Raw genomic sequence first — 14,107 nt, forward strand, 5'->3', positions numbered from 1 at the left:
TGTACTTGAGATTGAATAAGGGAGAAGGTGTCTGATGTTGAGGAATCAGGGCGGGACAGCAGTCAACGAAGAGGTGCAACAAATTCTCAGTGTGTTTAATCACACGGAAAAGGCGTGGTCGCTTTCGACGACGGTGCATGAGCTGTTCGAGGAACAGGCCGGCAAGAGGCCGACGCGCACGGCCATCCGGTTTGGTGGCAAGGAGTTGACGTATGGGGAGCTGAATCGGCGGGCCAATCGGCTGGCGCACTTTTTAATGAAGAAAGGGGTTGGCCGTGATTCGATTGTGATGGTGATGCTGGAGCGGTCGGAGCTGCTGATTGAAACGATTTTGGCGATTTGGAAGGCCGGGGGAGCGTATATCCCGCTTGATGTGAACTATCCGGACGAACGGGTAAAAACGATACACACCGAATCGCAAAGCCGTTGGCTGCTGTCGTTATCCGCCGATATCGGCGACGAGTTGGAAGCAAGCCTGGGTGCGGGGACGGTGTTCAAGCTGGATGCGTGTGCCGCAGCGATTGCCGGGATGCCGGATGAGAATCCACGGGTTCAGGTGGAAGCGAGCGATTTGGCCTATGTGATTTTCACGTCAGGGTCCACGGGGACGCCTAAGGGGGCGATGGTCGAGCATGCGGGGATGCTGAATCATATTTATGCGCTTGCCGAGCAATTCCGGCTGCATGAAGACAGTGTGGTGCTGAATAATGCTTCGCCTTGCTTTGATATTTCGGTGTGGCAAATGTTCACCAGCTTGACGCTTGGCGCCGTTACGGCGGTTTATGATCAGGATGAGGCGTCCGATCCGGCACTGTTTGTGAAGCGGGCGGTCGAGGAGCGGCTTGCGGTGGTTGAGGTGGTGCCGTCGCTGCTTTACGCCGTGCTCGATTATTTGCAAACGCAGCCGGCAGTGCTGCCGGACCTGGAGTTTCTGCTGGTGACCGGCGAGCCGTTCAAGCCCGATTTGGCCAAAAGATGGCTTGGCGTCTACCCGCACACGAAGATGGTCAACGCGTACGGACCGGCCGAAGCAGCGGACGACATTACGTTGTATGTGGTCGATGCGTGGTCGGACGCGATGGACCGTATTCCGATCGGCAAGCCGATTGCCAATTTGCGGATTTATATTGTAGATGAACACATGCAGCTTTGCCCAGTCGGAGTCAAAGGGGAAATTTGCGTGGCCGGCATTGGCGTCGGGCGCGGCTATTTGAACAATCCCCGCAAAACGGCCGAGGTGTTCGTGGAGGATCATTTTGCTGAGAAAGGAGGAAGATTGTATAAGACGGGCGATATCGGCTGCTGGCTGCCCGACGGCAATATTGAATTTTTTGGCCGCAAGGATTATCAGGTCAAGGTGCGGGGCTTCCGCATTGAGCTCGGCGAAATCGAGACGGCGCTGGAGCGCAAGCCGGGAGTCCGTCAAGCGGTGGCGGTTGTGCGCGAGGAGGCGTCCGGCGACGCGCAGCTTGTCGCGTATTATACATCGGCAGCCGGAGAGGCGCTGGCGGCGGACAGCTTGAAGGAAGCGCTGCAGGCCGAGCTGCCCTACTATATGGTGCCAGCGATGCTGGTGCATCTGGCGGAGATGCCGCTGAACGCCAACGGCAAAATCGACCGCAAGCAGCTGCCGGCCCCAGTGCTGACGCGTAGTGCAGTTGCAGACTACGCTGCGCCGAGCAATGCAATCGAAAGCGAAATCGCCGAGGTGTGGGAGCAGCTGTTTCAATACGGACCGATTGGCGTCAACGATGATTTCCTTGATCTGGGCGGCCATTCGCTGCTGGCGACGCAACTGGTCAACACGCTGCATGAGCAGTTCGGCGTCCGGGTTGCGCTGCGGGACATGCTGACGCGCGGTCGTACGATCAAGGGGCTGTCGGAGGTGCTGGAGGAGCTGCTGCTCGGCCAATTGGAGGGCGAGGAGCTGGAGTCGCTGCTGGACGATCTGGACGGACTGTCGGCGGAAGAGATCGACGCGATGCTAAAAGGGGAATAAGGGGGAGAAGCTTTGGCAAAGGTTTTGGTGACAACGCACTGGACAAGGGGCGATGTGCTGCCTTTTTTCAGACTGAGCGTGGCGCTGCGGGAGCGTGGGCATGAGGTGGTGTTTTTCTCGCACGGCGTCTTTGAACCGCTGGCGGCTGAAGCCGGGCTGCCGTTCGTGGCGTGGGACAGGCCGGACGAATATTTGCAGCTGCTCAAGGATATGAGCATGGAGGCCGATCCGCTGCTGAAGCCGGATGATTTTTTGGCGTATACGCGCAAGTACCAAGGGACGGACAAGGTGATGCTGGAAATCGAAGCGATTTCCCGGCATTGTACGCCCGGCGAGACGGTGCTGGTTGCGCGCCACCGCTCCAGCATCTCGACCTATCTGGCTGCGGAGCGGCTGGGCGTGCCGATTGTGCCGGCGTTTCTTGCGCCAAGCTACATCGCGCATCTGCCTGCGCAGGAGGAGCTGTTCGGCGAGATGATGGCGCAGGAGGTCAATGCGGTGCGTCGCGAGCTGGGCATGCGGCCGATTCGCAGCTGGCTGGATTGGATGTCGAGCGTGAAGCGCTGCATCGGCTTCTGGCCGGACTGGTTTGCGGAGCAGGAGCCGCAGTGGCCGCTGACGGCTGATCCCGTCGGCTTTCCGCTGCCTCATGCTGCCGAGCTGCAGCCGCTGCCGGACGAGGTGCTGGCTTTTCTTGCGCAAGGCGAGCCGCCGGTGCTGATTACCGGGGGGACGAGCAAGCTGCTCCAGCCCGAGTTTTACAAGGTGAGCCTGGCGGCATGCGAGCTGCTGCAGCGCCGGGCGATTGTCGTGACCGAGCATACCGAGCTGCTGCCGGATACGCTGCCCGACGGCGTGCTGTGGCAGCCGTTCGTGCCGCTGGCCAGCTTGTACGACAAGGTCGGCGCGGTCATTCATCACGGCGGCATCGGCACGCTGAGCAACGCGCTCGCCCAAGGCGCACCGCAGCTGGCGCTGGCAGCCGATACGGACCGGCCGGACAACGGCATGCGGCTAAAGGCGACGGGAGCAGGCGACTATTTGCCGCGCAAGCTGTGGGAGCCTTCGCTGATCGCCGAGGCGCTGCGCAAGCTGACCGGGCCGGAGGTGCGGGCGCGCTGCGCGCAGCTGGCGCAGACGATGCAGGCGACGGATGCAATGGATGAAGCGGCACGGGTGATTGCCGGAGCGATCGGCAATCCGGCTTATGCGATCCAACCGGAGGCGTTCACGTTATCGCCGGAGGAAGCGCTGGCCGGGGCGCAGTCTGCCGCTGCCAGGAGCGGAGCTGGGGCCGATGTGCAGCAGCTGCTCAAGGGATTGCCGCAGGACAAGAAGGCTGCCTTATTAATGAAGCTCAAGCAAAAAGCGCTGCAAGGAGGAAAATCATGACCAGCAACCTGATGTCCAAGCGGCTGGAGGGACTCACCCCCGAGCAGCGCGCCCTGCTGGCCCTGAAGGCTAAGCAAAAGAAGCAGGAGTCGGCTGAGCCGATGCTGCGCCCGCTTGTGCGGGAGGAGGGCGGCACTTCGTTCCCGCTGTCGTTCACACAGCGCAGGCTATGGTTTATCGAGCAGTTGGAGAAGGGCAGCGCGCGTTATAATTTTTGCAACGCCTACCGGATCAAGGGCAAGCTTGACGCCGCTGCTTTGGAGCGGGCCGTGCAAGCCATTGCCGAGCGGCACGAAATTTGGCGGACCACGTTCGCTGAAGTGGACGGCGAGCCCGTGCAGGTTACGGTCCCGGCGCTGGAAATTCGACTGGAGCGGGTCGATTGCCGGGGACAAAGTGCGGAGGAGCTCCATCGGGCTATTCTCGATAGAGCCGAAGCCCCCTTCGATTTGGCGAACGGGCCGCTGGTGAAGCCTGCGCTGCTGCAGACCGCCGCGGACGCATTCGTTTTTGTGCTGACGACGCACCACATGGTCAATGACGGCTGGTCGGTCGGCGTCATGGTAAGCGAGCTGCAGGCGCTGTACGGGCATTTTGCGCTGGGCGAGCCGCTACAGTTGCCTGCGCTGCCGGTGCAATTCGCGGATTATGCCGTCTGGCAGCGGGAGTGGATGCAAGGTGAAGCGCCCAAGCGCCAACTGGCCTATTGGAAGGACAAGCTGGCGGGCGAACTGCCCGTGCTGGAGCTTCCAACCGACCGGGTGCGTCAGCCGATCAAGACGCAGCATGCGGATAGCGTATATAGCGATATTCCGGCCGCCAAGCTGGAGCCGTTGAAGGAGCTGAGCCGCAAGCTGGGCGGCACGCCGTTTATGGCGGTGTTGGCGGCGCTGAAGCTGCAGCTGCACCGTTATACCGGGCTTGATGACATTCTGATCGGCTCGCCGATTGCCGGCAGACGGCGCAAGGAGCTGGAAGGGCTGATCGGTTTTTTTGCCAATACGCTCGTATTCCGCACCAAGCTAAGCGGCGAGATGGATTTTGCCGGACTGCTGGAGCAGGTGAAGGAGACGACCCTTGCGGCTTACGATCATCCGGACATTCAATTCGAGACGTTGGTTGAGGAGCTGAAGGTTAAGCGCGATTTGAGCAATACGCCGATTTTTCAATTGATGTTCAGCTATGAAAGCGGCGAGGAGCCTGTGCCGGCTCTGGGCGATTTGACGGTTGGGGTGTATGAGATCGAGGGGAGGACCGGCAGCTACGATTTGGCGATTTATATGACGGAAGGGCCAAGCGGGTTGCGCGTTAAGGCGCTGTACAACACCGATCTTTTTGATGCGGCGAGCGTAAAACGTTTTTTAGACCGTTTCGAGCTGCTGCTGGAACGGCTTCCCGGCTGTGCCGACCTGCCGATTGCGCGGGTGCCGCTGCTGCTGCCCGAGGAGGAGCGGAAGCTGCTGGCGGAGTGGGCGCCGCCGTTTGAGGCGCCGGCCGGACGGATCTGCGCGCACGAGCGCTTCGAGCGGCAGGCGGCGCTGACGCCGGACGCCATCGCGGTTACGTTTGAAGGGCAAAGCTGCACGTACCGCGAGTTGAATGAGCAAGCTAACCGGCTTGCCCATCATTTGCTGTCGCTGGGTATCGGGCGCGAGCGCAAGGTGGCGGTATTCGTCGACCGCTCCGTGGAGCTGCTGACGGCGATTCTCGGCGTGCTGAAGGCGGGCGGGGCGTATATTCCGATTGATCCGTTGTATCCGCACAGCCGGATTCGCCATATGCTGGAGTCCGCCGACGCGCAGCTGATGCTGACGCAGGAGAAGCTCAAGGGCAAGCTGCCGGATCTGGGCGCGATTCAAGTGATCAGCATGGACGGGCAGCCGTCGCCGTTTGCCGGGGCGAGCAACGCCAATCCCGATGCGGACGTGGCTGCCGGAGATTTGATGTATGTGCTGTTTACGTCGGGTTCGACGGGCAAGCCCAAGGGCGTGGCGGTAGAGCATGGCCATCTGACTTCGTTTCTCGACGCGGCGATGGACACGTACCGGATTCCCGACGGCAGCAGCTTTGCGGTCGTGACGACCTGGGCCGCCGATCTGGGTCTGACGATGGTCTGGTATCCGCTGTGTACGGGCGGGCGGCTGCACATCGTCTCCTATGAGCGGGCGACGGATCCCGATGCGTTTGCCGCCTACTTTCGCGAGCATCGCATCGATGTGCTCAAGCTGGTGCCGAGCCATTTTGAAGCGTTGCAGGCAGCGGCCAATCCGGCGGACGTTCTGCCGCAGCGGATGATTGTGTTCTCCGGCGAGCCATGCTACTGGGATACGGTAGCCAAGGTCCGGCGGCTACGGCCGGAGCTGCAAATCCGCATCGGCTACGGGCCGACCGAGACGACGGTGACGGCGACCGATTATCCGGTCGGCGCGCTTCCGGCGCGCGCTGCTCACGGCATGCTGCCGCTGGGCCGGCCGATGGGCGGCTATCGCGCCTATGTGCTCGATGCGCTGCGCCAGCCGACGCCGATCGGCGTGCCGGGCGAGCTGTACGTGGGCGGGCCGAGCGTCACGCGCGGGTATGCCGGGCGGCCGGATTTGACGGCCGAGCGCTTTGTCGCGCATCCGTTCGATCCGGCCGGAGGCCGCTTGTACCGCACGGGCGATCTGGTCAAATATCGCCCGGACGGCGTGCTGGAGTTTCTCGGCCGCATCGACCATCAGGTCAAAATCCGCGGCTATCGCGTCGAGCTGGGCGAAATCGAGGCGGTGCTGCAGCAGCATGAAGCGCTGCGCGACGCGGTTGTGGTCGCCTGGAGCGACCCGGCGGGAGACAAGCGCCTGATTGCCTATGTCGTGCCGCAGCCGGGCGGTGAGCCGTCGGCGGCGGCGCTGCGGGCGGCCCTCAAGGAGCAGCTGCCGGATTATATGATTCCGGCGGCATTTGTGGCGCTGGAGGCGATTCCGCTTAACGCCAACGGCAAGGTCGACCGGGCGCTGCTGCCCGAGCCGGACCTGTCCAAGCGGGAGAGCAGCGGCGAATATGCCGCGCCGCGCGACGAGCAGGAGACGGAGCTGGCGCGCATTTGGGCCGAGCTGCTTGGCCGGGCGCAGGAGGAAATCGGCATCCACGACAATTTCTTCGATCTGGGCGGCGATTCGTTCAAGGCGATCAAGGTTATTCGCGCGCTTGGCAACGCCGTCGGCGTGATGGATTTGTTCCAGCATCCGACTATCGGCGAGCTGGCCGCTTTGTTGTCCGGCGGACGCGGCGACAGCGACGATGTGCTGCATCGGTTCACGCTCCCGGCATCGGGGACGGACCCCGTGATTACGTTGGTTTGCGTCCCTTACGGGGGCGGCAGCGCGATCACGTACCAGCCGCTGGCCAGGGCGCTGCCTGCCGGCTACGCCCTGTATGCGCTGGAAATTCCGGGGCACGACATCAGCCGTCCCGAGCTGCCGCTGGAATCCGTGGAGACGGTGGCCCGGCGCTGCGTCGAGGAAATCAAGCGTAAAATCAAGGGGCCGATTGCCGTGTACGGCCAATGTCTCGGCGGCTCGCTGGCGCTGCGCATCGCGTATTTGCTGGAGGAGGAAGGACTGCCGCTCAAGGGCGTGTTCATGGGCGGGATTTTTCCGTCGCCCCGGCTGCCGGGCAAGTTCTTCGAGCTGTGGGCCAAATGGTTCCCCGCCGACCGCTGGGTGTCCGACCGGGCCTACCGCGAAACGCTGCAGGCGTTTGGCGGCGTTGCCGAGGACGTCGATCCGCAGGAGGTCAAATTCATGCTGCGGGCGATGCGGCACGACTCTCGTCAGGCCGAGGACTATTTTACCGAGGTGTGCAACGCCGAGCAGACGCCGAAGCTGAGCGTTCCAATCGCTTGCGTCGTAGGCGAGCGCGACCGGATGACCGAGTTTTATCAGGAGCGGTATCTGGAGTGGGAGCAGTTCAGCGACCGCGTCGAGCTGGCGGCGATTCCAGGCGCGGGTCACTATTTTCAAAAGCATCAGGTTGCGGAGCTGACGGACATTATCCGCCAGCAGGTGGAGAGCTGGCAAGCGGATGAGCAAGCGGAGGCGGCAGCTTTGCAGGCCGTGTATACGGCTCAGGCGGCGCAGCATGCTTATGGCGCGACCGGCGCAGCCATCGCACAAGGCGAGCAGGGCATGCCGGGAACGGCAGCTGCGCAAGTGACGGAAGCCGCGCAGGACGAGCAAGCTGCACAGAGCGCACAAAGCGCACAGAACGGACAGAGCGCACAAAGCGCACAGAACGGACAGAACGGACAGAACGGACAGAACGGACAGAACGGACAGAACGGACAGAACGGACAGAACGGACAGAACGGACAGAACGGACAGAACGGACAGAACGGACAGAACGGACAGCACACACAGAGCGGACAGAGCGCATCTGGCCAGGCTATTCGGCAAGCCGTCAGGGAAACGGCAGTTGGCAAGGTAGCGGCTCCGCAGCGCGAGCAGCGGATGAAGCCGAGCATGCGCACGTTTTTGGCGATTACGGCCGGCCAAATCATTTCGGTTGTCGGTAGCACGCTGTCGGCTTTCGCGCTCGGCGTCTGGGTGTATGAAAATACCGGCTCCGTTTCGGCCTTTGCGCTGATTTCGCTGTTTGCGATGCTGCCGAGCATTGTGCTGCTGCCGCTGGCAGGAGCGCTGGCCGACCGGATCAGCCGCCGGGCAATTATGGCGGTGACCGATATCGTGCCGATTGTCGCTAATCTGATCGTGCTGGCGCTGCTGGCCCGTGGAGATTTGCTGCTCTGGCAAATTTACGCCTTTGTGACGATCGGCTCGGTGTGCAATGCGTTCCGGCGACCGGCCTATATGGCGGCCATTACGCAGATTGCGCCGAAAAAATATTTGATGCAGGCCAATTCGATCTCCCAGCTGTCGAACGGCTTCGGCGGCGTCATCGCTCCGCTGCTCGGCGGCGTGTTCTACGTCGCGCTTGGGCTGACCGGCGTGCTGATTATCGATACGATCACGTTCGCAGCCGCTACGCTGATCTTGCTGACCATTCCGTTCCCGCGGGCGCTGTACCGCAGGCTGGAGGAGCCGATTCTGAAAGAAATCGTCGGCGGCTGGAAATACATCATGAAGCGAAAAAGCCTTGTCGCGATGGTCGTGTTTTTTATCGTTGTCAACTATTTGGAGAGTACGTTCGAGGTGCTGCAAACCCCGCTGCTGTTGGCATTTACGACGCCGGAGGTGCTGGGTGTGGCCACTTCCTTCACCGGCTTCGGCATTCTGGTCGGCTCGCTGATGATGAGCGTGACCGGCGGCTTGCGGCGCAGAACCGACGGCATGGTCGGTCTGGTGTTCCTGTCGGGTCTGGCGATTACGCTGTGCGGCTTGCAGCCGTCGGTGGCGCTGATTGCCGGCTCGCTGTTCTTATTCGGGCTGTCGCTCGCCTTTGTCGATACGCATTGGCAGGCGTTGATCCAGACCAAGGTGGGGCTGGAGCTGCAGGGACGGGTTTTTGCCACGAATCAGATGATGGCCTGGTCGATGCGGCCGCTGAGCTTTTTGCTGGCGGGGCCGCTGGTCGAGCGCGTGTTTGAGCCGATGATGGCTGAAGGTCAAGGTGTGTCGGCGATGCTCGGACGGGCAATCGGCGTCGGGGAAGGCCGGGGCACGGGGCTGCTGATCATGCTGCTTGGTCTGGCGTTGATGCTGGTCACTGTCTGGGGGATGAAGTACAAGCCGCTTCGCGATATGGACGTGCTGCTGCCGGACGCCGTGCCCGATCCGACGCTGCTCAAGGATAAGGACAAGCTGCAGGAGCTGGCGGACCGCAGAATTACCGCGTAAGATGGGCGCGAGAGCATCGCTTTTTGACAGAAAGGGAGGAATCGGAAATGTTGCCTTTTGAGCAGCTGGAATCGAATGTGCGGTCGTATTGCAGAACGTTTCCCCGGGTATTCGAACGGGCGAAGGGAGCGCATCTGTTCAGCGAGGATGGGAGCGCGTATGTGGATTTTTTTGCCGGAGCCGGCGCATTGAATTACGGGCATAATCCTGATTTTATCCAAAGCAGGCTTGTCGATTTCATCCAGTCGGATCGCATCATGCACGGGCTGGATATGTATACGACTGCGAAGCGGGAGTTTTTGCTGGCGTTCACGGAACGGATTTTGCGGCCGCGCGGGCTTGTGTACAAAATGCAGTTTTGCGGGCCGACGGGTACAAATGCGGTGGAAGCGGCGATCAAGCTGGCGCGCAAGGTGAAGGGGCGAACGAATATGTTCAGCTTCATGGGCGGTTATCACGGCATGTCGCTCGGCAGTCTGGCCGCGACCAGCAATCTGGACAGCCGTGCTGGCGCGGGCCGGCCGCTGGACGGAGTGACGTTCATTCCTTACGAATCCGGCGGCTTCGCGATTGATTCGATTGCGTATATGGAGCATTTGCTCAGCGATACGCACGCCGGGGTGGACAAGCCGGCAGCGGTGATCGTTGAAACCGTGCAAGCCGAGGGCGGCGTCAACGTCGCTTCGGCAGATTGGCTGCAAAGCCTCAAGCGGCTGTGCGAGCAGCACGATTTGCTGCTGATCTGCGATGATGTGCAGGTGGGCTGCGGCCGGACTGGCACGTTCTTCTCGTTCGAGCGGGCAGGCATTGAGCCGGACATGGTTGTGCTGTCCAAATCGATTGGCGGCTGCGGCCTGCCGATGTCGCTGCTGCTGCTGCGCCCTGAGCTGGACATCTGGAAGCCGGGCGAGCACAACGGTACGTTCCGCGGGAATCAGCTGGCCTTTGTGGCCGCTACGGCTGCGCTGGAGCTGTGGGAGGGAAGCGATTTTGCCAATGAGATCGTGCGCAAGGGCGCTTGGTTGCAAAGCTTTTTGCAGCATGAACTGAGCTTCCTTGGCGACGGCGCGGACATTCGCGGCATCGGGCTGCTGTGGGGCATCGACGTCGCCCGGGTCGGCGGTCCGGCGTTGGCCAAGATGGTGGTGGAGCTATGCTTTGAGAAGCGGCTGATTCTCGAACGGGCTGGTAGAAACGATACGGTGCTCAAGCTGATGCCACCGCTGACGATAGATATGGAGACGCTGCGGGTCGGCTGTGAAGTAGTCCGCGATGCGCTGCGGGCGTGCTGTGAAGTGAACGGCGTCGGCGGGGCAACGGTGCGGATCGGGTAGGTTTGTTGGGTACACCTTCAGGTGCTCGCGTCATGTCTAAGGAATGCGCGGGGCTTGGGGGTGTTTTTTTATGATATACTGGGACGAAGTGTCAGGGGGGAGAAACCGATGAACAGAATGCTTTATGTCATTCCTTTTGTGCTGATTGCCATCAACGTGATGGCGATTGCTTTGATGTATGACCGGATTCCCGAATCTTTTGCCGTGCATGAATCAGGAGCGAAGGCGGATCGTTTTGCGGAGAAGTCGATTCCGCTAGTGTTTGCGCCCAATGCGATACAGCTTGTTTTTGCAGCGGTAATGGCCGGGGTGACGAGAGCCATCCGGCGCAGTACCAATCCCGTTTATGAACAGGCGAGCGACGAGGCGGTCAAGCCCCGGCTTCGTCAAAGACATATGCTGGTCGTGCAGCTGATTACGCTGATCGGCATTGCGCTTTTTTCTGTCGTGCAGCCGGTTATGCTCGAGTTGGCGTCTTTTCCTGTAGGATGGACGGTTATTGCTGCAGGGGCCTTGATGGTGATTGTGGCGCTGATTTTTGGCAGGGGCGGGACGGCGTAGGGGAGATTACCAAGACAGGCCCCCGTCCTGAATCAAATGGCCTTGACCGGCAGTAATTTCGGCAAAACCGGCCAACTGGCGGGCCTGATAACGCAGCGGCCTGGCGCTGGCGGCAAGCAGGATGTTGCGCACGCGTCCGGCGGAGGCAGGCAAAGCAAAAGCCTGGACGGAGGCGTAGGATTCGCGCAGCGTCGAGGCCACGGCACCGAGCAGCCGGTCGTTCTCGCCGCTGCCGGCCAGATTAAGCAGAATAGCGCCGTCAGGAAGCAGCTTGTTGCGCGTCATGCGGAAAAACGGCTCCGAGAGCAGGTGAAGAGGCGTGCCTTTTGCGGTAAAAGCGTCCAATACGATGTAATCAAAGCTGCGGTCCGGCTCGGCCTCCAGTAGCCGTCGTCCGTCGCCAATCAGGACCTGCTTGCCTGTGTAGCCGAAAAACCGACGGCTCAGCTCATCGACTTCGGCGCTTAGCTCAGCAACCTTGATCCGGCGCTCGGCCCAATAAGCGGGCAGGGTGCCGATCCCGTGACCGATCAGGAAGGCGGAGACAAAGTCCGGCCGATTAAACGCCATCAGATGAATCAGCGCGCGCGGATATTCGAAAACGATTCTCGCGGGATCGCGCAAATCGATGGCTCCCTGCACGGCGCCGTCAGCAAATTGCAGCAGCCGGAAACGGCCGGCTTCCCCGTATAGTTCGGAAGCTTCGCATACGGTGATTTGCGAAGCTTCATTGTAATGCCGAATGTGTTGCTCCATACAGCGCAGCTCCTTATACGCAAGGCGATGAGCCTTGTTGATAGCAAGCGGGCAGAACGGCCAGACGGGTTCGGGCCGGTCAAGGGACGTTGACGACGAACGGTACGGTGAATACGCGGTTATCATATTGGAATTGGCCCCAAATTTTGTACGTGCCGCTTGCCGGGAAGGTTGTCATAAACACAGCGTCCGGTCCGGTCGCGCCTTCGTCCAACGGATGAACGTGCAGGTAATGCTTCGCATCGGCGCTGATGACGACCACATGACCAACTGCCCCCAGATACGGCTGCAAGCCGGTAATCGGTTGTCCGGTCGCTGCATCCTTGATTGTAAACGTCAGCTTCGCTTCCTGACCGGCTGCTGGTGTTGGCAGGTTCAGCGTAACGAGCTTGCCGTCGACGGTTTGCGGTTTGTCGGTGTTCGGCTGCAAAACGATGGGAGGCGGAGCGTCGCCTGCTACCTGCACCGTGGTCGATTGGACGGTTGGTTCAGCTCCGCTTGGGGTAAAATCGGCAAACAGCTTGTATTCACCGGCGGTCTGCCATTCGGTCTGTACCGTGAACAGCCCGTTGTTGAGGTAGGCCGGATGCAGATGGGCAAAATAGGAAAGATCGCGGCTGACGACGATCAAATGCATCTGTTTCTCGTGCATGATGTCAAAATCATTGACCGGCTGTTCCGTATTCGCGTTTTCGATACGGATGGACAGCTCGGCGGGTTGCTTGGGCTTCAGCGGCGTCTGCGTCCAGTTCCAGACGGCACGCACGTCAGCGGCTTCGGGCGAAGCGAGGGCTTCATGCTTATGGCCGGAGGCTTGGTGCGCTGCGCCTGTGCTGGCATGCTGCATGGTACTATGGTCCATGCCCTTGGCGCAGCCGCCGAGCGCAATGATGAATGCGGCTGCAGCCGCTAAGGAAAATATTCGGCGTTTCATGTATCGCAGCTCCTTTCAGTGAGCCAAACCAATCAGGATTCGATCTTGTTTTTCAGCTTCAGCAGCTTGGTTTCCAGCTCTTGCAGCAGCTCGGGCTGGAGCTGCTCGATGGCGTCAAGAAAGTGGGCAATCGCCAGTCCGCCGAACTGCTCGACCAGTCCGTAGGCGGCTTGCTTCGTTTGTTCGGAAACGAACTGATCCTGGGTTAGCGTCGTGCGGAACATCGAGGTGCGTCCGCGGGCGGCTTTTTGCAAATGGCCTTTTTCGACCAAACGATTCATCACGGTCATGACAGCATTAAACGAAATCGGCCCGTCCGCATCCAATTGCTCCTGCACGTCCCGGATGGTTGCTTCGCAGGAAGGCCGGGACCACAGAGCATCCATAATACGCGCTTCCAATGAGCCGAAAAAGCGGTTGGTACCGGCTTCCTGCAAATTGATTTTATCGATTCTCACGGCTGGTTCGCACCTCCACACTACGAATTGTAGTGCAAGTGAGAGCGTCAAGTCAAATGGTGCCAAAAGCCCGTGACTGGGCGGAGTGAACGATCCGTCCCCGAATAACAGCCGTCACCGCAGCGGCAGCAGCCGGAAAGCGTAAAAAAGCCGCCGGATGGCCGGCAGCTTGGTCAAGGAAAGGTTCGCGCAGCATCTGGACGCCGTGTTGCGGCATGTGCCGCATGACAGCCATCGCAGAACAGCAAAGCGGCTTGTGCCTATCGAGCGGATGCGACCTCGGTCGTAATCATCCACAGCACGCCGAATTTGTCCTGCAATTGTCCGTGCAGCGTTCCCCAGAAGGCTGGCTCCAGCGGAAATTGAACCGTACCGCCCTCGGCCAGCCGGTCAAACGCTTCGTGGGCTTCTGCGTCCGTGGAGAATTCGAGGTTTTGCAGCAGCGAGCTGCCGTAATGGACCGGACTAAATACGGAGTCGGACATGTAGAAATTCACTCCTGCGCCGATCATATGCAGATGAATGACCTTGTCCCGCCATTCCTCGGCTGCTTCCGGCATAGCGCCGTGAGTCATCACGGAGACGATTTCGCCCCCTAGCGCCTGTGTGTAAAATTCAGCTTGCGCGCGCGCGTCGTCGGATAAGATATATGCCGTGTGCTTCGCCATAGTTTGCAGCTCCTTTGTCGATGGAAGGGTGTAGATTGATCGGCCTTCAGTATACCATTCCGGGGGGAGAACCGTTTCTTGCGGATTGCTATGTTGGTGATCAAAAAAAATGTGAAATTTTTCTCAAACTTTGAAAGGGTTTTCATAGAGAATGAAGAATACATACGATAG

The 14,107-nt window shown here is 60.3% G+C and carries 9 protein-coding genes; 5 read left to right on the plus strand and 4 right to left on the minus strand.

All coding sequences use genetic code 11. The features are described 5' to 3' along the window. Window positions 1-34: 34 nt before the first annotated feature. The 5 genes from B5M42_RS17555 to B5M42_RS17575 all read left to right on the plus strand — a co-directional run bounded on the left by B5M42_RS17555 (window position 35) and on the right by B5M42_RS17575 (window position 11,120). Window positions 35-1,999, plus strand: coding sequence for a non-ribosomal peptide synthetase (locus B5M42_RS17555; RefSeq protein ID WP_134755122.1), 1,965 nt, complete (start codon window positions 35-37; stop codon window positions 1,997-1,999). A 12-nt stretch (window positions 2,000-2,011) separates the two neighbouring features. Further along, window positions 2,012-3,391, plus strand: coding sequence for a glycosyltransferase (locus tag B5M42_RS17560; RefSeq protein ID WP_134755120.1), 1,380 nt, complete (start codon window positions 2,012-2,014; stop codon window positions 3,389-3,391). Continuing rightward, a complete protein-coding gene (locus tag B5M42_RS17565) occupies window positions 3,388-9,225 on the plus strand; it encodes a non-ribosomal peptide synthetase/MFS transporter (RefSeq protein ID WP_230632982.1) in 5,838 nt (1,945 codons plus the stop codon). Before B5M42_RS17560 ends, B5M42_RS17565 begins: the two co-directional genes overlap by 4 nt. Window positions 9,226-9,272: 47 nt before the next feature. Beyond that, window positions 9,273-10,559, plus strand: coding sequence for a diaminobutyrate--2-oxoglutarate transaminase (gene ectB / locus B5M42_RS17570; RefSeq protein WP_134752945.1), 1,287 nt, complete (start codon window positions 9,273-9,275; stop codon window positions 10,557-10,559). 108 nt (window positions 10,560-10,667) lie between these two features. Then, complete coding sequence (locus tag B5M42_RS17575; RefSeq protein WP_134752947.1) at window positions 10,668-11,120, plus strand: hypothetical protein; 453 nt, start codon at window positions 10,668-10,670, stop codon at window positions 11,118-11,120. 6 nt (window positions 11,121-11,126) lie between these two features. On the opposite strand, the gene B5M42_RS17580 is transcribed toward B5M42_RS17575, so the two are convergent. The 4 genes from B5M42_RS17580 to B5M42_RS17595 all read right to left on the minus strand — a co-directional run bounded on the left by B5M42_RS17580 (window position 11,127) and on the right by B5M42_RS17595 (window position 13,936). Next, window positions 11,127-11,876, minus strand: coding sequence for a spermidine synthase (locus tag B5M42_RS17580; protein ID WP_134752949.1), 750 nt, complete (start codon window positions 11,874-11,876; stop codon window positions 11,127-11,129). 79 nt (window positions 11,877-11,955) lie between these two features. Continuing rightward, window positions 11,956-12,810, minus strand: a complete 855-nt coding sequence (locus B5M42_RS17585) for a hypothetical protein (protein ID WP_134752951.1) — start codon at window positions 12,808-12,810, stop codon at window positions 11,956-11,958. Between the two features lie 32 nt (window positions 12,811-12,842). After that, window positions 12,843-13,268, minus strand: a complete 426-nt coding sequence (locus B5M42_RS17590) for a BlaI/MecI/CopY family transcriptional regulator (RefSeq protein WP_134752953.1) — start codon at window positions 13,266-13,268, stop codon at window positions 12,843-12,845. 260 nt (window positions 13,269-13,528) lie between these two features. After that, a complete protein-coding gene (locus B5M42_RS17595) occupies window positions 13,529-13,936 on the minus strand; it encodes a VOC family protein (RefSeq protein ID WP_134752955.1) in 408 nt (135 codons plus the stop codon). Window positions 13,937-14,107 lie beyond the last annotated feature (171 nt).

This window comes from Paenibacillus athensensis (genome assembly GCF_004514475.2).
GTDB lineage: Bacteria > Bacillota > Bacilli > Paenibacillales > NBRC-103111 > Paenibacillus_AL > Paenibacillus_AL athensensis.